General features: G+C 38.5%; 19 protein-coding genes. 11 read left to right on the forward strand and 8 right to left on the reverse strand.

The features are described 5' to 3' along the window. Positions 1 to 70 precede the first annotated feature (70 nt). The 5 genes from XEN7305_RS19190 to XEN7305_RS19210 all read left to right on the forward strand — a co-directional run bounded on the left by XEN7305_RS19190 (position 71) and on the right by XEN7305_RS19210 (position 5,040). Positions 71 to 1,405, forward strand: coding sequence for an MFS transporter (locus tag XEN7305_RS19190; RefSeq protein ID WP_006511160.1), 1,335 nt, complete (start codon positions 71 to 73; stop codon positions 1,403 to 1,405). 132 nt (positions 1,406 to 1,537) lie between these two features. Beyond that, positions 1,538 to 1,837, forward strand: a complete 300-nt coding sequence (locus XEN7305_RS19195; protein ID WP_006511161.1) for a hypothetical protein — start codon at positions 1,538 to 1,540, stop codon at positions 1,835 to 1,837. Then, positions 1,834 to 2,277 (forward strand): type II toxin-antitoxin system VapC family toxin, encoded by a 444-nt coding sequence (locus tag XEN7305_RS19200; RefSeq protein ID WP_006511162.1) that lies wholly within the window; start codon positions 1,834 to 1,836, stop codon positions 2,275 to 2,277. Before XEN7305_RS19195 ends, XEN7305_RS19200 begins: the two co-directional genes overlap by 4 nt. Before the next feature lie 352 nt (positions 2,278 to 2,629). After that, the gene (locus XEN7305_RS19205; protein WP_006511163.1) at positions 2,630 to 3,751 is read left to right on the forward strand and encodes an RNA-guided endonuclease TnpB family protein; all 1,122 of its coding nucleotides are present in this window, start codon (positions 2,630 to 2,632) and stop codon (positions 3,749 to 3,751) included. Positions 3,752 to 3,876: 125 nt separating this feature from the next. Further along, complete coding sequence (locus XEN7305_RS19210) at positions 3,877 to 5,040, forward strand: GuaB3 family IMP dehydrogenase-related protein (protein ID WP_006511164.1); 1,164 nt, start codon at positions 3,877 to 3,879, stop codon at positions 5,038 to 5,040. A 71-nt stretch (positions 5,041 to 5,111) separates the two neighbouring features. Here XEN7305_RS19210 and XEN7305_RS19215 read toward each other — a convergent pair whose 3' ends face one another. The 3 genes from XEN7305_RS19215 to XEN7305_RS19225 form a co-directional block, all read right to left on the reverse strand. Then, complete coding sequence (locus tag XEN7305_RS19215) at positions 5,112 to 7,292, reverse strand: hypothetical protein (protein ID WP_006511165.1); 2,181 nt, start codon at positions 7,290 to 7,292, stop codon at positions 5,112 to 5,114. A gap of 40 nt (positions 7,293 to 7,332) precedes the next feature. Then, the gene (locus XEN7305_RS19220) at positions 7,333 to 8,529 is read right to left on the reverse strand and encodes a hypothetical protein (protein WP_006511166.1); all 1,197 of its coding nucleotides are present in this window, start codon (positions 8,527 to 8,529) and stop codon (positions 7,333 to 7,335) included. 224 nt (positions 8,530 to 8,753) lie between these two features. Then, complete coding sequence (locus tag XEN7305_RS19225; protein WP_006511167.1) at positions 8,754 to 9,749, reverse strand: hypothetical protein; 996 nt, start codon at positions 9,747 to 9,749, stop codon at positions 8,754 to 8,756. A gap of 458 nt (positions 9,750 to 10,207) precedes the next feature. On the opposite strand from XEN7305_RS19225, the gene XEN7305_RS19230 reads away from it, so the two are divergent. The 3 genes from XEN7305_RS19230 to XEN7305_RS19240 all read left to right on the forward strand — a co-directional run bounded on the left by XEN7305_RS19230 (position 10,208) and on the right by XEN7305_RS19240 (position 14,532). Next, positions 10,208 to 11,767, forward strand: a complete 1,560-nt coding sequence (locus tag XEN7305_RS19230) for a DUF1045 domain-containing protein (RefSeq protein WP_006511169.1) — start codon at positions 10,208 to 10,210, stop codon at positions 11,765 to 11,767. 296 nt (positions 11,768 to 12,063) lie between these two features. Next, entirely contained in the window at positions 12,064 to 13,947 is a 1,884-nt protein-coding gene (locus XEN7305_RS19235) for a hypothetical protein (protein WP_006511170.1), read from the forward strand. Between the two features lie 63 nt (positions 13,948 to 14,010). Further along, on the forward strand, positions 14,011 to 14,532 hold the full coding sequence (locus XEN7305_RS19240; protein WP_040898691.1) for a GNAT family N-acetyltransferase: 522 nt from the start codon (positions 14,011 to 14,013) through the stop codon (positions 14,530 to 14,532). 14 nt (positions 14,533 to 14,546) lie between these two features. Here XEN7305_RS19240 and XEN7305_RS19245 read toward each other — a convergent pair whose 3' ends face one another. Together XEN7305_RS19245 and map are read right to left on the reverse strand one after the other, a co-directional pair. Beyond that, a complete protein-coding gene (locus XEN7305_RS19245; RefSeq protein ID WP_238569010.1) occupies positions 14,547 to 17,543 on the reverse strand; it encodes a bifunctional diguanylate cyclase/phosphodiesterase in 2,997 nt (998 codons plus the stop codon). 317 nt (positions 17,544 to 17,860) lie between these two features. Beyond that, positions 17,861 to 18,625 (reverse strand): type I methionyl aminopeptidase, encoded by a 765-nt coding sequence (map, locus tag XEN7305_RS19250; protein ID WP_006511173.1) that lies wholly within the window; start codon positions 18,623 to 18,625, stop codon positions 17,861 to 17,863. 188 nt (positions 18,626 to 18,813) lie between these two features. On the opposite strand from map, the gene XEN7305_RS19255 reads away from it, so the two are divergent. Together XEN7305_RS19255 and XEN7305_RS19260 are read left to right on the forward strand one after the other, a co-directional pair. Continuing rightward, positions 18,814 to 20,046, forward strand: a complete 1,233-nt coding sequence (locus XEN7305_RS19255; protein WP_006511174.1) for an LL-diaminopimelate aminotransferase — start codon at positions 18,814 to 18,816, stop codon at positions 20,044 to 20,046. 39 nt (positions 20,047 to 20,085) lie between these two features. Then, positions 20,086 to 21,615 carry a glycosyltransferase family 39 protein gene (locus XEN7305_RS19260; protein ID WP_006511175.1) on the forward strand — a complete coding sequence of 510 codons (1,530 nt, stop codon included), beginning with the start codon at positions 20,086 to 20,088 and terminating at the stop codon, positions 21,613 to 21,615. A gap of 246 nt (positions 21,616 to 21,861) precedes the next feature. On the opposite strand, the gene XEN7305_RS19265 is transcribed toward XEN7305_RS19260, so the two are convergent. The 3 genes from XEN7305_RS19265 to XEN7305_RS19275 all read right to left on the reverse strand — a co-directional run bounded on the left by XEN7305_RS19265 (position 21,862) and on the right by XEN7305_RS19275 (position 24,752). After that, positions 21,862 to 22,755 carry a DUF3365 domain-containing protein gene (locus tag XEN7305_RS19265; RefSeq protein ID WP_006511176.1) on the reverse strand — a complete coding sequence of 298 codons (894 nt, stop codon included), beginning with the start codon at positions 22,753 to 22,755 and terminating at the stop codon, positions 21,862 to 21,864. 477 nt (positions 22,756 to 23,232) lie between these two features. After that, a complete protein-coding gene (locus XEN7305_RS19270; RefSeq protein WP_006511177.1) occupies positions 23,233 to 23,523 on the reverse strand; it encodes a hypothetical protein in 291 nt (96 codons plus the stop codon). A gap of 149 nt (positions 23,524 to 23,672) precedes the next feature. Further along, complete coding sequence (locus XEN7305_RS19275) at positions 23,673 to 24,752, reverse strand: 2OG-Fe(II) oxygenase (protein ID WP_006511178.1); 1,080 nt, start codon at positions 24,750 to 24,752, stop codon at positions 23,673 to 23,675. 196 nt (positions 24,753 to 24,948) lie between these two features. Here XEN7305_RS19275 and XEN7305_RS19280 point away from each other — a divergent pair, with 196 nt between their 5' ends. Beyond that, complete coding sequence (locus XEN7305_RS19280; protein ID WP_238569011.1) at positions 24,949 to 25,386, forward strand: hypothetical protein; 438 nt, start codon at positions 24,949 to 24,951, stop codon at positions 25,384 to 25,386. Positions 25,387 to 25,403: the final 17 nt, after the last annotated feature.

The following is a 25,403-nucleotide window of genomic DNA, read 5'->3' on the forward strand; positions in this document are numbered from 1 at the left end:
TGATAAAATCTAGCTCAAATTAATCATTTTGATCTATTATTGTAATTTATAGTACTAGTTTCCCTCTTTCATGCGTACTTTCTTAATCGTCTGGTTTGGACAATTAATTTCTCTGTTGGGTTCTAAACTCACAGAATTTGCCCTGGGTTTTTGGATTCTTGAACAAACGTACCGAGACACTGGGACTATTACGGCCTTTGCGATGACCATTCTCTTGATCTATTTACCAAAAGTGATTATTTCTCCTTTTGCTGGAGTTTTGATTGATCGGTGGAATCGTCGTTATGCTATGATTATGAGCGATTTGGTGACGACTTTGATCACCATTATCGTGATGCTATTAGCATTGTCTAACCAATTAGAAGTTTGGCATATTTATCTTGCTATTACTATTACCTCTACTTTCAATGCTTTTCAGACTCCAGCTTCGACGGCTGCGATCGCGCAAGTTGTGCCACCCCAACATTTTAGTCGTGCCAATGGCATGGTGCAGGTTTCAAACGGAGTAGCGAAAATCGTCTCTCCTTTTATTGCCGGGATTTTGATGAAGTTCATTGGTTTAGAGGGAGTTTTAACAATTGATTTAGGAACTTTTGTCTTTGCTTTATTTACCCTATCGATTGTCCGATTCCCCAATGTCAAAAGACGCAGAAGTCGCAGTAAATCTGCTACAGGACGCTTTTTGCAGGACACAATTTCAGGTTGGAATTATATTGCGACTAGACCAGGCTTACTCCGACTATTGAGCTTTGTTGCTATTAGTTATTTCACAACAGGCATGCTAGAAGTGATTCTGTGGCCTTTACTATACAAGCCTGGCTCTACCCAAGAACTCGGAACTATTCTTTCTATCGGCGGATGTGGCGTACTTGTGGGCAGTTTGCTGATGAGCATTTGGGGTAGTAGCAAATATCGGGTGATCACTATTATGGGTTGTGTGGGATTACAGGGTATTGTGACCTTAGTTGCTGGGTTAAAGATATCAGTCGTCGTGTTAGCGATCGGGATTTTCTTATATTTATTTTCTCACCCGATTATTATTAGTTCTAATCAAACAATCTGGCAGAGCAAAGTACCGACGAATCTTCAGGGAAGAATTTTCGCGCTACAGCAGAGTTTAGAAAGATCTTTGGCTATTTTTGCCTATTTATTGGCTGGCCCTTTGGTTGATAATATTTTGAATCCTTTGATGGCAGAAGGAGGGCTGTTGAATCATTATCTAGCGCCATTTATTGGGGGGCAAATAGGTCAAAACGGAGGTATTTCTCTGTTGTTGGTATTGCTGGGAATATTTAATTTAATATTAGTTGCGATCGCATTTCGCGAACCTCGTTTACTTAATTTGGAAACAGAATTGCCTGATCGCAATGTACATGCCAATAAAATGCTACTGAAAAAATCTTAAGTTAATTAAGCTTGAATCTCAACAACAGAGGGAGATTTGGCGTCAAGCAAGGGAAAGTTATTGACTCAGTTTTTTAAGATAAACTCAGAGCTAAAAGAAATATAATTAATTCACCTCAAACGATAAAAGATAATGACAGCTTTGAATCTAGAAAACCTTCCTGATGGAATGCTAACTCAAATCGAACAACTTGCGATCAAAAATAATTGTAGTGTCACAGAACAGGCGATCTCATTGCTCAAACAATCTTTAAATCAGTCGCAAGAGAAATTAAAATTTCTCATTTCTCCCGAAACCGATCCGACTTGGGAAGAAAGACGTAAAGCTGTTCCCCAGCTACAAGCAGAAATAGATCGGCATCATCGCGTTAATCCAGCTTATTTTGGGCTACCTGATAGCACAGAATTAATTAGAGAGGATCGAGAGCGATGAGTGACCCTTTGCGCTGTGTAATCGATGCGAATGTGGGAATTAAAAGATTTATAGCAGATCCTCTTTCTGCGAAAACTAAGCAACTTCTGGATACTCTTAGCAATCCTCAAACAGAAATTTTCATTCCCGATTTGTTTTACATTGAAATTGCGAATATCTTCTGGAAATACGTCCGTGCTGAACTGTATTCTGCTGATCAAGTACAAATAGATTTAGATATTTTGAAAAGGTTTCCTTTTAAAGTTATTTCGACATCAGAATTGATGGGCGAAGCTGTTAATCTGGCAATCAATTTTGGTATTTCTGCATATGATGCTTGCTATGTTGCCCTATCTCGCCGAGTTAATGCACCTTTGTTAACATTGGATAAAAAATTAATTAAGGCTTTAGTTGGTTCTTCGTTGAACCTGAGATCGTTTGTAGATTTTACTGTTCCCTAAGTCGTTTGCGATCGTGAGGAACGAGTGAACCTCTCGCGTAGCACCTCGCCCTTAGCGAGATCGCATTTCAAGAACCTTGTTTGCTTAATTTGGAAACAGAATTGCCTGATCGCAATGTACATGCCAATAAAATGCTACTGAAAAAATCTTGAGTTAATTAAGCTTGAATCTCAACAACAGAGGGAGATTTGGCGTCAAGTAAAGGAAAGTTATTGACTCAGTTTTTTAAGATAAACTCAGAGCTAAAAGAAATATAATTAATTCACCTCAAACGATAAAAGATAATGGCAGCTTTGAATCTAGAAAACCTTTTTATCTATACATAATGTCTATATAATCCTATCATAGACACATGAAGACCTACAAGTTTAAGTTATATCAACACAAAAGAAATAAGCATTTGCATCGTTCAATTAATGCAGCAGGAAATGTTTATAACCACTGTATAGCTTTGCATAAACGCTATTATTCTATGTTTGGTAAGCACTTAAAAAATAACAGACTAATGAAGCATATTGCGAAGCTCAGAAGAAAAAATGAGTATTGGCAATTAGTAGGCTCTCAAGCAGTACAAGATATTGTGCAGCGAATTGATAGAGCTTATCAGCTATTTTTTAAACATAATCAAAGAGGAGTCAGACCACCTAATTTTAGAAAAAGAATTAAATATAAATCATTTACGCTTAAGCAATCAGGATATAAGCTTTTAGAAAACAATCAACTTAAAATTGGCAACAAAATTTATCGATATTGGAAAAGTAGAGAAGTCCAAGGAAAAGTTAAAACTGTAACTATCAAAAGAAATCCATTAGGAGAATTATTTATTTTTGTAGTCACAGATTATGTGGACAACCAAATCAATGTCATGACAAGTAAAAGCGCAGGCTTTGATTTTGGACTGAAGACATTTTTGACTTGTTCTGATGAAAACAATATTGATTCCCCACTGTTCCTTAAGCAGTCTTTGAGGCAATTAAGATTGGCTAGCCGTAATCTATCCAGAAAGCAAAAGCGTTCTAGTTCCAGAGAAAAAGCTAGAAAGAACTTGGTTAGAGTCCACGAAAAAGTAAGCAATCGCAGACGTGATTGGTTCTGGAAATTGGCTCATCAATTGACAGACAAATATGATTATCTTTATTTTGAGACTCTTAACCTAAAAGGAATGCAGCGGCTATGGGGTAGAAAAATAGGAGATTTAGCTTTTAGTGAATTTCTCAAGATTTTGGAATGTGTTGCGGAAAAGAAAGGGAAGATTGTTAGCTATATCGATCAATGGTATCCATCCTCTAAGACGTGCTCTAGTTGTGAGCATGTTTTAAAAGAGCTGCCACTTGATAAGCGTTATTGGAATTGTCCTTCTTGTGGATGTAAGCATGGTAGAGATTCTAATGCAGCGCTAAATATACTGAGAGTTGGGGCTTCAACTCTGAGGGTAGGAGATGTCAGTCAACCTCGGGTTGCAATCTCTGTCTGAGCCTCGAATTCCACGTCATTTATGCGTGGGAGTAGGTCAAAATTAATTAATTTAACCCATTTCCAAACGGTTCAAAAATTTGATACTCTATGCAAATAGCTTTGGGAGCGGAAGATTAATTAAGCGTGGAAATATCAATTGGTCGTGGTAAAAAGGCTCGTAGAGCTTATGGATTTGATGAAATTGCACTCACTCCTGGAGTGCGGACTCTAGACCCTAGTCTGGCAGATACTACCTGGGAAATCGGCGGTATCAAGCGAGAAATTCCCATCATTGCTAGTGCAATGGATGGAGTGGTAGATGTCAAAATGGCAGCCTTGCTATCAGAATTAGGTTCTATGGGAGTTCTTAATTTAGAGGGAATACAAACTCGTTATGAAGATCCTGAGCCAATTCTTGAGCGTATAGCTTCCGTAGGCAAAGAAGAGTTTGTCGGTTTAATGCAAGAACTTTATGCTGAGCCGATTAAGCCTGAACTTATAAAACAAAGAATCGTACAAATTAAACAACAAAATGGCATTGCTGCGGTTAGTTTAACTCCCGCAGGAGCCGGCAAATATGGCAAAGTAGTTGCAGAAGCTGGTGCTGATATGTTGTTTGTCCAAGCAACAGTAGTTTCGACCGACCATCTTTCTCCTGAATCAATCACTCCTCTTGATTTGGCGGCTTTCTGCCAGGAAATGCCGATTCCAGTAGTTTTAGGCAATTGTGTGACCTACGAAGTAACTCTGGAATTAATGAAGGCTGGAGCTGCAGGAGTATTGGTTGGGATTGGCCCTGGCGCGGCATGTACATCTCGCGGTGTATTGGGTGTCGGAGTTCCTCAAGCTACAGCAACGGCTGATTGTGCTGCGGCACGGGATGACTTTTATGCCGAAACTGGCAAATATATTCCTGTGATTGCTGATGGAGGAATTATTACTGGTGGTGACATCTGTAAATGCTTGGCCTGTGGTGCTGATGCGGTTATGATTGGTTCGCCGATCGCTCGTGCGGCGGAAGCTCCTGGGGGCGATTTTCATTGGGGCATGGCAACTCCTAGCCCGGTATTACCTAGAGGAACCCGGATTAAAGTTGGTACAACAGGAACGATTAAAGAAATTCTGGTCGGGCCTGCCAAGCTTGATGATGGGACTCACAATCTTCTGGGTGCAATCAAAACCAGTATGGGGACCTTGGGAGCGAAGGATATCAAGGATATGCAACAAGTGGAAGTCGTAATTGCACCTTCACTGTTGACTGAGGGCAAGGTTTACCAGAAAGCTCAACAGTTGGGTATGGGTAAATAGGTTTTAGGTTTTAGGTTTTAGGTTTTGGGTGTGGGAAAATCACATTTATTGCCAATAAACTTTAATTCTGTTTATTTTGAGGAGAGTGAGTGAGTCTCACCTCCTTTTTTTGTGTTGCTAACTTGTACTGAAGATTGAACTAAGGGTAGTAAAGGCCCCATTTGTTCTGTGCCATTGACTCCTAAATCACTGTGACAAAGGATCACTTTTTCGGTAACTCTATTTAATAAATCCCGTAAAATACGCTGTAAACGTTGTTTGTCCATTTCATATTCGTCTTCAGGCGTCCAGGCTTCTCCTGACCAGTTTTTCAGAAATAAGGGAGCCCCCAAAAGAGTTGCGGCACCGCCTTTGTCCCAAAGAGGAGAACCTGCATCCAGCCAAAATTGCCAACGATGGGAGGTTCGCAGAGATCTATATTGGAAAATGGTTGCCAGAGCAATCGAGTTTTCTTGGGGCCTAAACTGCCTTGTGGGGCGAGGATTAGCGGAAATTGTCCCTCGCCGGAGTAATTTGATAAATTGAGCAACGGTGACTGCTTGAGTTTGCAGACTTGGTTCGTTTTGGCGCATTCTGCGATCTACTTCCCAAAAATGTTGGGCGGTTTCAATTAGTTCTCTTAAAGCAGAAATGGTTTGATAATCAAGGTCGTAATTGGTTTCGTAGAAATGTGCGATCGCCTTGCTAATAAGAATTGCTGGGGTGAGATAACATTGTTTCCGTTGTTGAATTTTCCCATTGGAGATCCATTGAGCAATCTCTAAATAAGCATTGGTCGCTTGATGCCCTAATCTATCCCAACGAGGAAAGGATTCAACTGGTAATAAATTGGCCTGCTCTTCGCGATCTATCTTGTAACAGTAGTCTGCTATTAAACCTGCCCGCACAGGATCGATTTGGGCAATGGATTTTCCTAATTCTTTTTTGTGGGAGAAAATAGTTAGCATTTCTGCGATCGCATCTCGGTCTACCAATCTGCCAATGCCAGGATAGACTAATGCCATGAGGGTGAGTAAGGCCCTGACCAGAGGAGAACTAATCAAGGGGCGTTGTTCATTAACAGGTGAGATCGCGATGCCACTAGCGGATAAAATTTCTATCAGGGTATAACGAGCAATTTCATCTAAACCAGGAGCAATAATGGCAATTTCTTCTGGCCTAATAGCTTCTTCTTTGACTGTCTTAATCACAGTATCGGCAACCGACCTCAACAATTCCGCACGAGAAATTGTTTGAATTGATTGGATAAAGCTAGGGATTTGTATTCCATAGGCGGTCTCTGTGACTAAATTTACTATTGCATCAATGGTTTTTGGGGAATGGGTAATATTTGGGTAATGGGTAATGGGTAATGGGTAATGGTTATTTTCTTCGTTTTTGTCAATGACTAAACATTTTTTCGCTAACCCTTGTAAGTAATCAGGATCGGCATTTAAACCTAAGCGAATTTTGCCATCTCTGTTGTAGGTAAAGACCCCATAGGTATTTTGGTCTAACAATAAGTCAAATAGGTCTCTGGCGATCGCAGGATAATCGTCGGTATCATCAGCAAAAATTGCTTGGTGACGATTAATTAAATGTTGCCGATATTTAGGATCTGGTAATAAATAACGCCAGTAAAGTTCGTAAATAATTCCATAGGTCAAAAATCCTCTTTCTAAGCACCATTGACGCCAGTTAAGGATTAATTCTCCCATGCGATAATAGATCTCACTCTCTCCCGCATGAGAACTCATTCCCTGCTCTAAAATATTTGGGATAACCTCAGCTGTAACCCCACTTGCTCCTGCTAATTGCAACAAATCTAGAGTCTGACGGACAAACCGATTTTCTCCAGTAGCTGTAATCAAAGTTTCCCAATCTGGTTCCTCGCGCCATAACTGAGTCGCTAATTCTTGTTCGGTTTCGGGTCGTAATCTAAGGGGAAATTGGGCTTTTATCTTCAGGCGATCAAAAAGCAGCGGCAAAAATAAGACAACCTCATCTGTGATAAAACCCACAGGAGTTTTACAAATTACAGGATAAGTCCCTTCGACTGCTGAAGCTAGGATATCGGCAAGTTTCCTGCGATTGTTGTTATTTGCGGCGAGGACTAAAACCGCAGAAGTTAAAGTATCTTGGGGGTAATTTTTTGACTGTTTTTGGATTAGCTGCTGTCTGACCCATTTACTAAATTCTTGGACTAAGCGAGTTGTTTTTCCCGTGCGAGTTGTGCCTTGTATCCAAAGTGAGGAGAAGTCATTATTTTGCATCTATAATGTTATGTAGTTAAAAAGCAGGAAGCGTGAATTCTTAACCTAACAGATTCTGTAAAATAACTAGAGCTGCTCCGCGAATCTGTTCTGATTGCATGTCTAATTTTCGAAACATTTCAGTCCATTCAGTGTTACGATTTTCTGCATTTTGTTCTCGCCAAAACAATTTTAATACTCGTTCGGTTCTTTCAACCTGTTGCATCGCTGCGGCAAGACTATCTCGACCTTGAGGAAGATCAGAAACCGCACCAAGGTTTATCGTATGGATTTGTTTTTGCCTAATAATAGCGTGCAAAAGTATTACAATTGTCTGTTCATAAGCGTACCAGCGTTGTCGCAAGATTTCTTTAAGAAAACTATGGTTAATTGCCCAGAATTCTGTTCGAGGTTTATCCGTTTTATTCCGAATTTTTTGTGCTTCGTAAGGAAACCAATTGTAAAGTAAACCATATGTTCCATATGTGTCGATTAATTGTTTTGAACTGTTTGGTTTAACCTCAATTTCACCAATGCAAAGATCTTGTTGATGATCTCTCACTGCTTTGGGTATATCCTCTAGTAATCCTTTAGGCTTATCTTCTCTAGGTTGTTCTGTTTTAGTTTCTTTCTTAATTCCAAATAACGTTTCATATTCTTGATCAATACCATATAACATTTCATGACCACGTTTAGAACTGTAATCAAAATCTCCTGGAATTAGCCAATAAACATCGCCTTCATGATTTTCTTCATGATTTTCTTCATGATTCTCTTCGCTATATCCCTTTTTAAAGGCTTTCCCTAACCCGTGAAGCCACATCTGACAAGAATCAACACACCAAGCATAATGAACATTAGAACACTTAGAAACTGTTTCTCTAAGAAACGTTAAAAACTCTTCTTTTTTCTTATTATTCATATTGTATGACACAGTTTTGTCATACGTTTGCCAATTCAAAATGGTAATCGGATGTGAGTATTCATCCTTAACTTCTAATTTTTTTACAAATTTGTATAGCTTATCTAAGTCATCATAATTTTCTGGCTGGCTAAATGGATAAATAATAATAGGATGTATCATTTTGCCGTTATCAGGTTTTGGAATATCACTAGTATCTCTTTCTTCCGTTCCCTTTGCATTAGTTTTTATTTTTTTAACCTTAGAAGGCTGAGTTTGAGTTTCAGATTCCTCTGAGTTATCCTTCTGTAGATTGTCTGAAGGAGACTTGTTACTTGATTCTTTTTTGTCTACCATTTAATAACTTGAGGCTTCCCCCCATTGCCTAGAGATTAGATAATTTATTAAACAATTTAAATTATTGAACTTTCTAAATTGTATATCTTATCTCATGTGCTTAATGTCAAAATGTAATATAAAGCAATCAGGCGTAATGTAAAGCAACAATATCAAGTAATCATGATAATTACAAAACTAAAAAAAATTTCAAATAAGGTTTATAAACCCACTCTGTATTTGACTCATTTATATACTTGTGATGCTGGTTTTGCCTCAGCCCAAATTCTTTCAAACTGTTGATAAAAAAACCTGCTTGCTTCTGATTCCGCATCTTTCCAATAAAAAGTTGGAGCAGAGTTGCCTAACTTTTTGAAAGGATATGGATATACATAAATGTCGCTATCAAAACCAAGCATAGAATAGGTTGGATAATGTTTAAATAGTCGTACTTTAAAAGTATCAGGACATTGGAATTCGAGGGGGAGAAATTTTTCCTTGATCCGAAATTCGGAACTTTCTATCCCAAATGGATGTTCTTCCTCATGATTAAAACGGAGAAGTATTTGCTTACTAGAAAAATCTGCCAAACAGATCCTCACCATAGAAAGTCCCCCAGAAAGAACACGTTGCTTTAAAGTTTGAAAATGTTCTTCTGTCCATAAAAAGTTAAGACTTATAGAGTAAAAATTAAGTTCTTGCGCAGTTTTTAGACTATGCTCCAGATATTCAGTAGTTGTATGATGATCGCATCTTGGAAATACAATTGCCTTGATAAATGAATTGTCTGTAGTGATTTTAGTTGGTTGCTTCGGAGCTTTACTATTAGGTTGTTTTGATATGATGGGGCGATTATCTTCCCACTTTTGCTCAAATTTATTAAGATTTGTTGATGTATCTGATGACCATAACAATAAACTGAAATCCCAAGTTTCAGAACCACGCTCTTGAATACGGTTATCAGTCAAAATTTTTAAAAAGTCTTTCATTCTCCGAAGTGATTCTCGAATTTGACGCTTAGTTAACTTCCCCTCATATTTATCATTTTCAGTCAGTTTTTCCAAGGATCTCAACTTTGTCTTTACAACGAGCATAGGAAAATTACTGTCTTTGTTCCTCCAATCAAACTTAAGGTCAATATTTTCACATCCATCCAGTTCATAATTTACAAAATCCAATATTGCTTGCAATAAGCGCTTTACTCTCTGTCTGACGATGGGTCCATAGGTTGCTCTAGGCATAAGTTTAACTAGATTATCGTACAAAAAAGTTTGGGGTGCACCTAATTATCCTACATACCCCAAACTATTCTAATACACCTACCAACAATTCTTAACAGCTTTGCGATATGTTACTTGCTTTAGGGTCTACCCCAAGGAGCAACATTAGATTAACAAGACTTCTGAAAACACATTAAAAGTGATTTAGTTCTTTACGCGAGGTAAAAAAATGAATAACACATATACTGTTGAAAAAAAATCTAGAAAATCTTATGTTACTTCTACTTCTAAACCTAATGAATTTACAAATAAGCAACCTGAGGATTCAAATACAAAAAGAATAACCAGAATAGACATGACTGAGCAGCTTATGTCCCTAGGACTGAATTCAGTCTATCATATTTAGGACATTTATAGAATCAGAGTTTATTTACAAGAACAGATGATTTGAATCAGTAATGAACTTTTGAGGAGCAAGCATGGAAAATCAAAGTATGGTGGATCCAATTAATATATTGCTAAGCGATCCTAATATCCTAAAAACTATAATATTCACCTCTGAATTTTTAACCATAGCTATTGCATTTATTTATGTTGTGGCTTTTATACAGGGTAGACCAATATCATTCTGGCCGCCTAAGATTGGACATAAGCTGAAAAAAAATGGAGTTACGCCAATTATAAAAAGTGAACTAGATCAAAACGAAAACAGTGAGGAAGCGGCAAATCAAACTGAAAATAATATAGACCCTAAAATATTATTTTTACCTGGGTATCCCTACAGTCAACACGACAAGTTTTTTGCTGAGGTCAAAAATTTAATACCAAAGTCGAAAAAAATAATCTTAATTGCAACAGGATTAAACTTGATTTGGGAAAGACCTCTACTTGATAGCTTAGTTGAATGTTCAAAACTGGGGAAGACCAAAGTCTCAATCTGTTTAAGTAATCCTTTTAATCCTCACGTTGAGGAGCGATTAATTGAAGAAAAAATGGGCGATAATCCGTATCCAAAAGGAAGATCTCTAATTTTAGATCATATAGAATCTTTAGTAGAAATTTCAGATTCGCAACCAGACACAAATTCTTTTTCTGTTAAATTATTCGAGCATTATCTTACTTTTGCAACCTTGATATTTGACGAAGATATTTTTCTGTATTCCTATGCTTATAAAACCTTGGGAAATTATAGCCCAATTATTCATTTAAAAAGTAATAACAGTGAGGAGGCTAAATTTTTTATAGATAATGCAGATCGTATTGTTAAAGAAGCTTTTCCTGCAAGAGATTTAATCTATAAAGAAAGGAATAAAAAATATTTTTCCCAAGATTGGATTGCCGCAGCAGTTTATATCATCCCAGATGAAGATGATCCATTTTATAATCTCGGATCTTCTGTATTAGGGTATGATATTCGTCGGCAAAAACCTATTGCAATTAAAGAGGAAAATATGATTAATGATATCCGTCCACATGTAGGAGAAGGAGTTGAATATGGATTCCATGCCACAATTGCAGATGCTATGTTTTTTGCAACCCAAGCAGACATTGAAAGAATTAAAGCAGAACTTTCGATTTTGGTGAAAGACTTTCCTATCTTTAAACTTTCCAAATTACAAATTGTAGACAGAACCGATGAGGAAGGCGATATTGTTGTAAGTTGTGAGGACGAATCGGGAGTCACAGAAGCACTCCATCATGAATTAGTAAGTCGTTTTTATCGTCTTGCCATATCCTCTACATATGTAGCTGGTACAACGAAAAAAAGAACTCCACCAAAGGACAAAAAACGTTCAGAGTTAATGATTAATAGATATGGGGCTCCTTATATTCTCAAAGAATTTAATCTTCATTTTACCCTTTGTTCTGCGCCTCCAGCTAACTCTATCACCAGAAATCAACTCTTGCAAAACCTAAATAATCTTTTTGAGGAAAAAGTCCATACTAATCAAATTCAAGTTGGGAAGATCTGTCTTCTTGAGAGAGATGATCAAGAAAATAGATGGAAGATTACCGAAGAATATCAACTCAAAAAATAACTTGCTCAAAGATCCCTAAATCCTGAATAAATTAAAAAAGCCTTTGCTTTATATCAGCTTAAGGCTGTTTTTGGCTGAAAAAGGCTTAATTCTCACTGACTTCAAGCAAGCAATTGTTGCGATCGCAACAAGAGAGCAGTGCCTTTGCTATTCGATACATTTTCGACACAAAAACTTCTTAAAAGTTGAATATCTAAAGATTATCAGCGCCAGTATAATTTGAATGTAACTTATTTGTATATTCAAAATTTCTAAGTCAATTTCTACAAAAATTTTTACAGAGAGAGCAAAATATTATGGAATTTATTGCAGACGGCAAAACCAATGCCCAATCATATCTCATTGCAGAAAATGATTACACAACAATCCCGCTATTAACAGTAGGCGAATCAATACCTCTATTAGAAGGAGAATTGCCTTTCCCCGGACTTAACCAAGAATCGCCTCTTGCTAGTGATACAGAGACCTATGATCTTCCTGGCGGTTTAGATGGAGTTGAACATATCGCAATTGATGGCGTTAACTATGTTTTTATCAATCACAATTTAGCAGCAAATACAGCAACCGATCTTAATGGTAATCCTATCAATGGTTCGAGATTGTCACTCCTTGCTTTCGATGAATATTGGGATGTGATTGGTGGTCGCAATCTTATCAATGATAATACCCTTACTTTAAATTCACTCAGTAGTCTAACTATTGCCGAAACAGGTTTCCGCAATTCAGCGGGTCAAGCCTTACCCTATTTATTCAATGGAGAACGCAACCTAGAAGATACTAATGATGGCATTGCTTATGCCAATTCTAGTGATGGGACGACTACAATCCCCATCTTAGGACTAGGTGCTTTTCGGAAATCCCAAGTCTATTCGCCCCAAGATTTTCGTCAGGCGACATTTGTTAATGGAGTATCAATTGGAGAAACAGTCCTCTTGTCTCTAGAAGCTTTTGATGATGGAGAGATTTACTTATTCAAAGGAGATCAAGGCTTAACAGATGTAGAAGATACGCTCTATGTATTAAGAGTCAAAAATGGGCAAGGCAATATCCTGAGCGATGAATTTTTGCTCAACGATACAACTACATTTGAGTACGAATGGGTCTTAGTTGATGGTAATCCTTTAGCTGATCCTAATGCAGTTCCTGATGGCAAGGCGATTAACACTCTTAATGGCGATGCTCTTGCCAATTGGGTCAATGGCAATGACAATGGAGTTCCTCGTTCAACTAACTTTAATAATCTTGGAGCTTTAGCTGAAGATCCGAACAATACTGGTACTTTTTACTTTACAACTGGCAGCAGTGCAGGAAGCATTTATAGTTTGACTTTCGCAGAAGATAGTCCGACAGGGGAAGGCACTATCGAATTGTTACTGCAAAATGAAGGTCAAGAAACCAATGGTTATGACAGTATTACGGTAGACAATAATGGCAACTTGATCTTAGAAGATAATGATGGTGGCACATTTCTCTATGACATCGCAAGTGATAACTTAGTGACTATTTCTGGAACTAATGAAGCCGTGCTTGCCCCAGATGCCGTTCTTCCTTGGCAATCTGAGGGGATTACAGAAGTCGATATTGACTATCAAGATAGTGGCTTAAGTGCCTATTTATCCAATGTCGATACTAGAGGTTCTTCGATTACGATCGATACCGGAGGAAATTTAGCTAGTGATGGTCAATTATTACTCACTATTCCCCCAGGAACTAGAGCGCCTAGTCCTTTCGATATTGACATTTATCGGTTCCAGAATGTCGTAATTCCCGGGACTCATCTATACGTTGGCGAGGCAGAACGGGAGACAGTTAAAAGCGACTTTGGAGACACATTTGTCGAAGAGGGTTTTGCATTTAGAGCATCTTCCGAGCCGAAGGATCAGCTGATTGATTTATATCGTTTTCGTAGCAACCAGGGAACTTATCTTTATGTGGGGGCAGATGAACGGGATAATATTAACAACGATGTTAATTACTCTGGAGAATATACCGAAGAAGGTCGAGCATTCTCTGTTTATGGTGTTGGGGAAGGGAAAGCGACTCCTTTTAATCGTTTCCGCCGTTTAGACATGATCGGTGTCTATATGTATGCTACTGGAGATGAAGCAGCTAATATTCAGACTAATCTTAGTGACCTTTACATTGATGAGGGGATTGCTTTTGAAGCTGAGATTCTTTAATTTAGACTAAAAGGAATTTAGATTTGTCGTTTAGTTCCCAATATTTTTTTAGTGCAAAAGTCGATCAAAATTCGTCATATTCAACCGAGTGATTATAATCCCATTATTCATGTTCTAAATGATTGGTGGGGAGGGAGAAGAATGCATGAAATGCTTCCTAAGCTATTCTTTGTGCATTTTTCTCAAACAAGCTTCATTGCAGAAGAAAATTGTCAAATAATAGGTTTTTTAATCGGCTTTTTATCCCAAACTTATCCTGAGGAGGCTTATATTCACTTTGCCGGTGTGCATCCTGACTTTAGAAAACAAGGAGTTGGCACTCAATTGTATGAAGAGTTTTTCAGGACGATTCAAGACTTTGGTCGAATTAGAATTAAATCTGTGACATCCCCTATTAATACTAGTTCAATCGCTTATCATCTCAGTCTGGGATTTAAGATTGAACCTAGCGAAACTAAAGAAAACGATGTCCCATCTTTTTTGAACTACGATGGTCTAGGAGAGCATAGAGTTTTATTTGTGAAGTATTTGTCGGCAAATCCTGGGAAACGCGATCGCTCGGTCTGGCTTGAGAAGTATCAATAGAGAAATACTTGGTATTAGGTAGTTATATCATTGGTCCAAATGCTCTTGTCATTCTCAATGTTACTATTCAGAAACTTAGACATTTCATCAGCACTAACTGGTTTGCTAAACAGATATCCTTGGGCAATCTCACAACCAAGTTTTCGCAGCATATGATATTGTTCTATTGTCTCAACGCCTTCAGCGATAATTGCATGCTCAAGATTATGACCCATTTCTATCATCGAGCCAATCAAAAGTTGTGATTTATGATTAACAAACATGTCATGAATAAAGTATTTATCGATTTTTAGGTAATCAACCGTAAGATGTTTGAGAGAAGCAAAAGATGAATAACCTGTACCAAAATCATCGATCGCTAATAAAACACCAAGATCCTTCAAGTCTTGAAAAATTGCAAGATTTTCTTGGTTGGTCTGGACAACATTCTCGGTAACCTCCAGCTCTAGTTCCCCTGGTACCATTCCTGTCTCATCGATAACATGCTTAACCAGTGACACAAAATTATTATCGAGAAAATGGCTTGGAGAAATATTTACAGCCATACGAAGTTCAGGAAAACCGGCATTCTTCCAGGTAACAGCTTGATGGCAGGCGGTTCTTAATACCCATTCGGTGAGTGGCTTGATCATGCCGATTCTTTCGGCTGTGGCAATAAATTCAGGTGGTGGAACCTGGCCTAGCTGTGGATGATTCCAGCGGCATAATGCTTCGACACCAATAATTTCACCAGTACTGATCTTAACTTGAGGTTGATATACAAGGGATAATTGTTGTTTTTCGACTGCTTCTCTTAAATTTTGCTCCACTCGAAAACGATATTCTGCCTTATGAGTTAACTCAGGTTTGTAGAAGGCATACTGATTTTTCCCTCGTTTCTTTGCCGCATAAAGTGAAGTGTCAGCAGCTTTTAATAATGTTGAGAGATCTGTACCGTCGTCAGGGTAATGGGCAATTCCAATACTGCAAGCTGGGGTAAATTTTCTGCCCGACAGCTCGATTGGTTCTGAGATCGTTTCGAGACAACGTTGAGCAACATGAGCAGCAGCATAATCATCATCTACATCTCTAACAAGAATAGAAAATTCGTCACCGCTGAGACGGGTCACAAGATCAATGTCACGACTGACATTGTCTAGTCGCTTGGCGATCTCCTTGAGCAGCACATCACCAATATCATGTCCAAGGCTGTCATTAACACTCTTAAAATCATCTAAGTCGATATACAAAAGACCAAAACGACCTTGATGTCGATCACATACTTTGATTAATTCTTCAAGGTTTTGATAAAAGTGAGCGCGACTGGCCAGCCCTGTCAGTTCATCAGTATAAGCTAACTGACGTATCCGCTTTTGAGCATGATCCCGCTCCATAACAATTCCGGCCAGTCTGGCCGCAGATTTAAGACTATTTGACTCCTCTTCATTAGGCAGTGCGGGATGATTGTAATACATACCAAAGGCACCTAATACTTTGCCAGCAGAACTTTTAATTGGTTCAGACCAACAGCAACGCATTCCATGAGGAAGAGCCACATGTTTAATTTTGGCCCATTTGGGATCTGTGTCGATATTCTCGACAAGAACACGCTTTCCGGTATACGTTGATGTACCACAGGAGCCAACATTAGGTCCATTTTGTAGACCATGTACAGCATTACAATATTCCTTGGGCAAACTTGGCGCACCTCCATGCATAAGCTTCCCATCCTGTAATTCGAGCATTGAGCATCGCAATCCAGGGTGAAGTTTCTCATACATCAAGGCTATCTCATTATAGATAGCTGATGCTGGTTGACCTGTGGCAATCATCTCCATGATTTCGGCATTTTTATTGTCAAATGCTTCTGCTTTTTTTCTTTCTGTGATGTCGACGTGAGTCCCCACTAGACGAACAGCTTTGCGGTCAGACTCGCGATTTACTAGAAATGCCCGGGATAGAACAAAAACTTCGTGACCATCCTTATGCAACATCCGCATTTCGACTTCAAATGAATCTGTTTTCCCAATTAAGTAATCTTGAACTTTTGTCAAAACAATGTCTTTATCATTTGGATGAACCAGGCTTTCCCAGGTGCTAAAATTATCATCTAGCTCATCATTCTCATAACCAAGCATGCTTTTCCAACGAGGTGAATAATAGATTTCGTCTGTTTCCAAATTCCAGTCCCACAGCCCATCATTCGCGCCACGCATCGCCAAAGAAAATCTTTCTTCACTTTGTCTAAGTTTTTTCTCTGATTCTCTACGTTCAGTAATATTATGTCCAATGCCTAGTACGCCTATCAGTTCCCCATTGTCTTCGTACATGGGAATCTTGGTTGTTTCGAGGAATTCGCGATGTCCATCAGTAGCAAAGGTTATCCATTCTTCGTAGGTTAATGGGTAGCCTGCGGTGATTGCATTTTTGTCGTGTTCCCGGGAAAAGTTTGCTAACTCAACATCTACGAAATCGTAATCAGTTTTGCCGATTATCTCTTGTTCGGAGGCACCGAAAAAATCTTCAAAGCGATCATTACAGGCGAGATAAATACCGTCAGGATCTTTGAGACAAATGAGATCCGGCAGTGTATGAATCATTGTGTTGCGAAATCCAATTTCCCTGCGAAGTTCTCGTTTGATTTGTTCCGTAGCGGTAATGTCCCGAAAACTCCAGACCCTGGCCATTATTTGACTATTTAGGCGAATCTGCTTGGAAAAACGCTCAAAAACACGTCCATCTTTTAAAAAAATTTTATCTAAGCTTTCAACTTTCGGTCGACTGCATAGTTCAATAACTTTATCCAGAAATTGTTGCGGATTCGTTAATTGATCTAGAACAAAATCTAGTACTTCTTCACCTTGATCTGACCTCAGCGATGCCGAGGGGATTTGCCATAATTGAGCAAAACGTGAATTGTAATTGATAACTCTTCTATTCCTGTCAAGAATTAGGATTCCATTATTGGTTGCATCAAGAGTAGCTTCAGCTAAAGATTCAGAAAACTTGTTTTCAGTAAAGTTAGAAGTCATGCAAAAATAAGTCATACAAATTAAATATATAAATGTTTTTTAAATATTATATTGAGATAAAAGTGCTTAACTTATTCTTGCGTAATACCTTTAGTCAAACAATTTCACTCTTTGCTCGGAATGGAAATATCGGCAGATGATACGTAAGGCAAGTATCCCCCATACCGTATAAAAATACACAATATTACATACTGTAGTCATGAGGGATAATACCGAAATTGTTGGGGACAACAAAGAAAAGCCATCTAAACTTACTGAGATTTTTTAGTTATCTATCAAACAAATAACTGGGGGCTAACTTCTGCCGCTTTCCTTATTTAACCTCGTAGTGTAAGAATTTCGACTCCATCTTTTGTAACCGCGATCGTATGTTCAAATTGTGCGGATAATTTTCTATCCACCGTCAACGCTGTCCAGCCATCTTCCATGACTACTGCTTCGTGAGTGCCTTCATTAATCATCGGTTCAATAGTGAAGACCATTCCTGGTTTCAACTTTTTACCTTTTCCTCTCACCCCATAATGGGGAACTTGGGGTGCTGTGTGAAAGATATGGCTAATGCCATGTCCCACAAAATCTCTGACGACAGAAAAACCTTGAGCTTCCGCGTATTCTTGAATTGCTGCGCCAAGATCACCCATTTTGGCTCCAGGCTTAACCTCAGCAATAGCTAGATTCAAACATTTTTCAGTAACTTCTACTAATCTTTTCGCTTCAGGAGATGGGTTACCTACTAAGAAAGTGCGAGAACTATCACCATGGTAGCCATTTAAAATCGGAGTAACATCAATATTAACGATATCTCCATCTTGAAGAATCTCTTTCTCGTTGGGAATTCCGTGGCAAATAACTTCATTAACGCTAGTGCAAATAGATTTCGGAAAGCCGTGATAACCTAAAGGAGCACTTCTAGCTCCTCTTTTCTGAGTCCATCTTTCTGCTTCATCATTGAGTTCTAGGGTGCTAACTCCTGGTTTAACCATAGGTGCTAAATGGTCTAACAGTTCTGCTGCCAAATGCCCTGCTTGGCGCATTTTATCAATTTCTCGACTAGAAAGTAAGGTGATTCGTTCGCTTCCCATAACAGTATTATTCTGGATTTTATGCTCTGATTAATTAAAGTTTTTCCTAATAGCAAGAACATTTTAACAGTTGGTTACTATTAAACGAAGGCAGATGGCAGAAGAAAACACCCATTAAAATTTGCGATCAACAAAGGGACAATGACAACGTAAGCTTTATAGATGGTGTTTGTATCTAGAAAAATGTTATGGCAACTATCAACGATAATTATTTAAAACTCAAAGCGGGATATTTATTTCCGGAAATAGCGAGAAGAGTCAAAGCTTTTGCGGAGGTCAATCCTGATGCTCCTATCATTAAATTAGGCATTGGCGATGTCACCGAGCCGTTACCTGAAGCTTGTCGCAGTGCCATGATTCAAGCCGTTGAAGATATGGGCGATCGCTCTACCTTTAAAGGTTATGGCCCAGAACAAGGTTATCTGTGGTTACGGGAGAAAATCGCCCAACATGATTTTCAAGCTAGAGGCTGTGATATTGATGCCTCGGAGATTTTTGTTTCTGATGGTTCTAAATGTGATTGCGGCAATATCCTAGATATTTTGGGTGATGATAACAAAATCGCAGTTACCGATCCTGTTTATCCTGTTTATGTTGATACTAATGTGATGGCAGGAAGGACTGGAGAGGCTAATGACAAGGGTGAATATGACGGCCTAGTTTATCTGCCCATTAGTGCTGATAATGATTTCATAGCGCAGATTCCTTCCGAAAAAGTTGATTTAATCTATCTTTGTTTTCCTAATAATCCTACAGGCGCTACGGCGACTAAAGAATATCTACAAGCTTGGGTTAATTATGCTCAGGAAAATAATTCTTTGATTTTATTTGATGCGGCCTATGAAGCTTTTATCACAGATCCTGAGATTCCCCATTCCATCTACGAAATTGAGGGAGCAAAAAACTGTGCGATCGAGTTTCGCTCTTTCTCGAAAAATGCCGGGTTTACGGGAACCCGTTGTGCTTTGACTGTGGTGCCCAAAACTTTGATGGGTAAAGCAAAAGATGGCTCTGATGTCGAAATCTGGAAACTATGGAATCGTCGTCAATCTACTAAATTTAACGGTGTATCCTATATTGTACAAAGAGGTGCTGAAGCGGTTTACTCAGAAGCTGGGCAGGCACAAACTAAGGCTTTGATTAGTTTTTATTTGGAAAATGCCAAAATTATCCGAGAACAACTAACTGCTGCTGGGTTAAAGGTTTACGGAGGGGTTAATGCCCCCTATGTCTGGGTCAAAACTCCCAATGGTCTATCTAGCTGGGATTTCTTTGATAAATTACTCCAAAATGCCAATGTAGTTGGGACTCCTGGTTCCGGTTTTGGCGCCGCAGGAGAAGGTTATTTTCGGATTTCGGCTTTCAATAGTCGGGAAAATGTCAATGAAGCAATGAGCAGAATTACAGCAAATCCTTATTAGGTTTTCAATTAAATAAATGGAGAAGGTGGAGCGTCAAGATTGATTTCAAAATTTTTCGATGATAAAACAACGATTAAATTATCTTGGATAATCATCGTTTTTGCGATCGCAATTAGACTAATTCAATATGCTTCTAATCGATCGCTCTGGGCTGATGAAGCGGTGCTAGCACTCAATATAGTTAATCGTTCCTATAGCCAATTAACTCAACCTTTAGATTACGACCAGGTTGCCCCCATTGGTTTTTTATGGGTTGAAAAATTCTTGGTTAATCTTGGCGGCAATAATGAATATATGCTGAGATTATTTCCTTTAATCGCAGGTATTCTCAGTTTATTTATATTTGCGATGATTGCTCGTCGTTATCTCGATAATCCAGGTCGGATAATCGCGATTTTATTATTCTCTACATTATCTCCTGTTGTTTACTACTCCTCGGAAGTTAAGCAATATTCCACAGATATTTTAGTTGGCTTATTGCTTTGGTATTTCCTCGCACCCTATGGCAAAAGAAAATTAACCTCGTCTTCGATAATTATCAACAGTTTCTTGGTCGCAATCTTGTTATGGTTTTCCCATCCTGCGATCTTTGTTTTCTCGGCGATCGCATTGACCGAATTAGTCAATATTTTTCTGAATAAAAACACTGAGCAATTAAAGCACAAACTTGTTGTATATATTAGTGGCCTGCTTAGTTTTGCGATTCTTTATTGGGGATTTCTCAACCAAGCAAATGACAATCAAAATCTATTTAATTCCTGGGGAGATGCGTTTCCCAATCACCCCTTAAATATTATTTGGTATCTAGACGCTTTTGGTAAGTTTTTCTATAAGCCTTTGGGGTTTGAATATTATAAAATCGGGGGTTTTTCCTTTAGCTTAGATGCGATCGCGATCGCCCTATTTATCTTCGGGTGTTTTTCCTATTTTCATAAAAACAAAATTGTATTTTTTACTCTACTATTTCCTCTGTTGACAACTTTTGTGAGCGCAGCTTTGCAGCTATATCCCTTTAGAAATCGGGTTGTTTTATTTCTGGTGCCCTTTTTTCTAATCGCGATCGCCGAAGGCATAAACTGGATATTTACTAGAAAACTACATCCTATCGTCGCAATTTTCTTGGCTTTTTTAATTATGCTGACTATTGCTGCCCCTGTGGTGGAATCGAGCACTATTTACATCAAACCCCAGCAAAGAGAAGAAATCAAAGAGGTAATTGAATATATTAGAAAAAATGAGCAGCCCCAAGATATTTTATATATTTACCAAAGGGGAATTTATCAGTTTTTATATTATGCCGAGAAATATGGTTATCAACCGGAAGATTATATTTTAGGGGTAGAGGATCTCGATAATTATGACGGTCGTAAATTGTCAGAAGCCGAATTGCAAAGGTACCAAAATGATTTTAATCAATTAAGAGGTAATCCTCGTGTTTGGTTTCTATTTTCCCATGTCACTCGTAATTCAGAATATTTTCCGCTCAGAGACTATCTGAATACTATTGGCAATCAAATAGATTTTTTTGAAGCTAAAGGAGCATTTGTCCAACTATACAATTTAGAATAACCTGGGTTCGATGAGTATCAAATTCACTAGTTATAAATAAGGATTTAGGGATTTAGGGATTTAGGGAAAAGCCTATTACCTCGTTGTTCAACTTGGGAAATTGAACCAAAAAGAAAATTCGTCGAACTGACGTAGACTAAGAGGTGATAAGGAAAGGATTAAGAGTGCGAGGAAATGTACCTCATGACTTTGGAAACAGCTATAATCCTTCTGCCCTCTGCCCTCTGCCCTCTGCCTTCATCTTAATCAACGTTTATTTAATCGATTCATTGCCATTGCTAAACTCAATTTCATGCGGCGAAAAGCGTCGGCTAAGTTGCCAATTTCATCTTTTCCCAGTTCTTCAAAATCAACCTCCATATTCCCCACACTTACTTCTTCTGCTACTCTGGAAATCTTTTTTAATGGCCTGATAACATTTTGGTTCAGCAAATAATTAACCAGTAAAATGATTGATACGATTATGCTAGAGACAATGGCCATGATTACAACAAATAGCTGGCGAGACTGAGACACTACTGTATGTGCTGGCACAGAAATCATCTGAGCCCCGACAATTTCATTGAGTTGCCAACCAAAACCATTAGTGGTTCCATAACGCTCAACAACACTGGGAGGAGCATTTTCAGGAGTACTATGACATTCTAAACAGCTTTCTTTTTTGATTTGAATTGGACGCGCAATAAAAAATAACTGACCTCCAGAAATGTTGCGAAAGTCAGAAACTTCTTTCAAATCGGGGTCGCTAATAAATCTTTCGACAATTTCTGCTTCAAATTTGTCAGCGCGATCGCGCAAGTTTGTGGGGTTGAGGGTGGCCGCTTTATAGAAAAAATCGCGGTATTCTGGATTGTTGTTCCTAAGAGACTCAAAAATTTCTCTTGCCGAATAAGTGGGTAGAGTTTCGGGTAAAAATTCTTCTTGAGAACGCTCTATAAGCTCCGGTCGAATTTGGCTATTAGTATAGTCTCTTACTGAGTTCATAGTCTCCATTAAAATTTGGGCTTTGGAAGCTATTTGGTTTTCAGTAGCGATCTTGAGAATCAATCCCATCGTAATTGCGAGGGTGCTGAGTCCTACAATTAAGATACCAACAAGAATGGCAGTAAATTTTTTTCTTAATTTCCAATTTTTAAACATGAATTCTAAAGGGTGAGGAGCGTAAACAAGTAAGTAATAAGTAGTAGGGAATAAGTAATAAGTGTTGAACTTAAATTTGATAATGACAGTTTTTTTGATTATAGATGGGGATGCTAATCTTATTAACTCTCTTTATCTTTAATTCAACAAAGCACAACCATCGTTAAATCTGGTTAAATCTAATTTGGTGATTTGTGGCGATCGCGATCTCTGCTATTGAGATCAGCCGAAGGCTGGCACTGCGTGATCGCATTTTTCTCAAACGTATCTTAAATGCAAATGTCAAGAAATATAACTAAATGAATCGCTCAGTCTTTAAAATGGAATAATCTGCTACCATTACAAATGTGATTGATTTTTTTTGGCAATAAAAATGCCCTCCCCAAGGGGAAGACATCTTCAAACAACACTTCAAACAATACTTAAACAAACACTAAGTTCTGGCACCTATTGATGACTTTATCAGTGTCAGTTTTTTTATTCAGCAGGAGCTTCTTCTAGTCCAGCTTCAGAAGCAGATTCCGCATCGGGCTCAACGATTACTGCATCGCCTTCGATTACTTCGATGTCGCCTTCGCCAACAACTTCTTCAGTTTCTTCGATGATTGCTCCAGTTTCAGGATCAATTTTATCTCCAGTTGCAGGGTCGATAACATAGTTTTGCTCGGAAGCATCTACAGCGTCACCTTGAGGATTAGCATTTACAGGAGTTAAAGCACCGACAAGAGTCATTAGACCAAGACTTGCAAACAAAAATAGTTTTTTCATGATTGTTAATTTTTTTTGGCTTTTCTTTACAATTTTTATAGTAGAAACAAAAAGTAAAAAATTTGATAGTTTGGATTATTTTTTTTTGATCGCGATTCATCATCTCGTTGGACATTAATAAAAACAGTTCCTAATCCAGGATTAAATAACTAAGCTTTATAGTCAACAAATTTTTGATTCATTTCGCGAACCTTGGCCGCCGCATCATCATATAAAAATGGCAAATAGGCATAACGAGAACCTTTAGTCACAGGAGTTGCCTCATGCAGAAGTGAGCAGGAAAAGACGATAGCGCCTCCTGCTGGAACAGTATAGGTTTGACGACCAAACTCAGGAAATTTCAGACATCCGCCCTCATATTCCCCAGTGTTGAGATTGACGGAAACAGCAAACTTGCGATGGGCTGTACCTTTAGTCGTATTGTCTCGATGGGCAGTAAAAAAACCCTGATTCTCACTCTCATAACAAGCAATGATATGCCGTTCAATATATGTTGCCTGAAACTGAAATGCCTTGTATATTTCGGGAGCCAAACGATCATGAATGCGAAACATTGCAGCGTTGCGTAATTCTTCATCGAGAATTTCTTGATCTCGGCGGCGTTTGAAGCGCTCATCATTCATCAATTTAGTTCGGCCTTGAGACTCGCGCATAAAACCCGATTCTTCTCCTCCATGCTGATCGTAGTATGCAATTAATGCTTGGCAAAGTTTGGGCTCAAAGATGCGAGGAACAACCAAAATAGGAGCTTGTACTGATGCCATTGTCGGTGCCGACAATTTCGGCAGCTTGGAAAGAATACTTATCAATTGCAAAACATGATTTTCCGGATGATTGGCAAAAGGCAAAACGGAAAGAACTCTTAGACGTTCATCCAGAATATAAGTACATAGATGGTACGTATTATCTTGCTCTACCACTCCAAATTTGCGACTTATAGCTTGATCAAAGTCCCAAAAGAAACGTATCCCAGGTATTTGTTCTTTTAATCTGGATAATTTTTGGTCTTCTGGATCAATGCTGACACCGAAAAAACTGCATAGCTTATCGTCGAAGACTTTTCGGTAAGTTGCCAAATTTTTGAGTACTATTTGACTGGCCTTATCATTGGATGATTTGAGAAAACAAAGTAATACATATCTTCCGGCTACTGTGTCAAAACAAAAGCGAGGATTTGTGGTGGAATTTGCTTTAAACCAAGGGGCTGATTGTCCTATTAAATGAAACATTACTTAACTGAAGTTTTTGTTAGGATTTGGTCAATTGTAGCGGCCAAAATTAACTTTAATTCGCTGTCTATCTTGATGTAGAATTCGGCAACAAGAGATTAAAAGTCAATCTTTGAGTCATGAGCACTAACCCCAAATTATGTTTTTTAAGATTCCATTGTTAGCCTTAACTATGATGTTGAATGGATGTATAACCATGAATGAATCACAAGCACCACAGAAGAGAAATGTTGACTCTCCACTAGAAAATAGCATCATTGCTGAGGTTTTGAAAGTTGAAGCCACGGGGAAAGCAAATGAGTATAGTTTTGCGGTGACAGTTCAGAGTCCTGACACGGGATGCGATCGCTATGCTGATTGGTGGGAAGTGATTACTCCCGAAGGAGAACTGTTATATCGTCGAGTTCTCTTGCATTCTCATGTTACAGAACAACCTTTTCGCCGCCAAGGGGGAACAGTCAAGATTCAACCTCAACAAAAAGTAATTGTTCGAGTTCATATGTTTCCCGATGGCTATAGCGCGATCGCTCAAGCAGGAACTGTAGAATCCGGTTTTTCTCCTATGTCTTTGCCTTCTTCATTTGCGGATTCTTTAGCTTCTGTGGAACCTCTACCGAAAAATTGTGCATTTTAAAGTTCGTTGTTAACGTA

The organism is Xenococcus sp. PCC 7305 (assembly GCF_000332055.1).
Lineage (GTDB): Bacteria > Cyanobacteriota > Cyanobacteriia > Cyanobacteriales > Xenococcaceae > Xenococcus.

Coding starts and splice junctions, on each gene's coding strand:
- XEN7305_RS19190 (WP_006511160.1), top strand. CDS start 71: ATGCGTACTTTCTTAATCGTCTGGTTTGGACAATTAATTTCTCTGTTG.
- XEN7305_RS19195 (WP_006511161.1), top strand. CDS start 1,538: ATGACAGCTTTGAATCTAGAAAACCTTCCTGATGGAATGCTAACTCAA.
- XEN7305_RS19200 (WP_006511162.1), top strand. CDS start 1,834: ATGAGTGACCCTTTGCGCTGTGTAATCGATGCGAATGTGGGAATTAAA.
- XEN7305_RS19205 (WP_006511163.1), top strand. CDS start 2,630: ATGAAGACCTACAAGTTTAAGTTATATCAACACAAAAGAAATAAGCAT.
- XEN7305_RS19215 (WP_006511165.1), bottom strand. CDS start 7,292: ATGCAAAATAATGACTTCTCCTCACTTTGGATACAAGGCACAACTCGC.
- XEN7305_RS19220 (WP_006511166.1), bottom strand. CDS start 8,529: ATGGTAGACAAAAAAGAATCAAGTAACAAGTCTCCTTCAGACAATCTA.
- XEN7305_RS19225 (WP_006511167.1), bottom strand. CDS start 9,749: ATGCCTAGAGCAACCTATGGACCCATCGTCAGACAGAGAGTAAAGCGC.
- XEN7305_RS19230 (WP_006511169.1), top strand. CDS start 10,208: ATGGAAAATCAAAGTATGGTGGATCCAATTAATATATTGCTAAGCGAT.
- XEN7305_RS19235 (WP_006511170.1), top strand. CDS start 12,064: ATGGAATTTATTGCAGACGGCAAAACCAATGCCCAATCATATCTCATT.
- XEN7305_RS19245 (WP_238569010.1), bottom strand. CDS start 17,543: ATGACTTCTAACTTTACTGAAAACAAGTTTTCTGAATCTTTAGCTGAA.
- map (WP_006511173.1), bottom strand. CDS start 18,625: ATGGGAAGCGAACGAATCACCTTACTTTCTAGTCGAGAAATTGATAAA.
- XEN7305_RS19255 (WP_006511174.1), top strand. CDS start 18,814: ATGGCAACTATCAACGATAATTATTTAAAACTCAAAGCGGGATATTTA.
- XEN7305_RS19265 (WP_006511176.1), bottom strand. CDS start 22,755: ATGTTTAAAAATTGGAAATTAAGAAAAAAATTTACTGCCATTCTTGTT.
- XEN7305_RS19270 (WP_006511177.1), bottom strand. CDS start 23,523: ATGAAAAAACTATTTTTGTTTGCAAGTCTTGGTCTAATGACTCTTGTC.
- XEN7305_RS19275 (WP_006511178.1), bottom strand. CDS start 24,752: ATGTTTCATTTAATAGGACAATCAGCCCCTTGGTTTAAAGCAAATTCC.
- XEN7305_RS19280 (WP_238569011.1), top strand. CDS start 24,949: ATGAATGAATCACAAGCACCACAGAAGAGAAATGTTGACTCTCCACTA.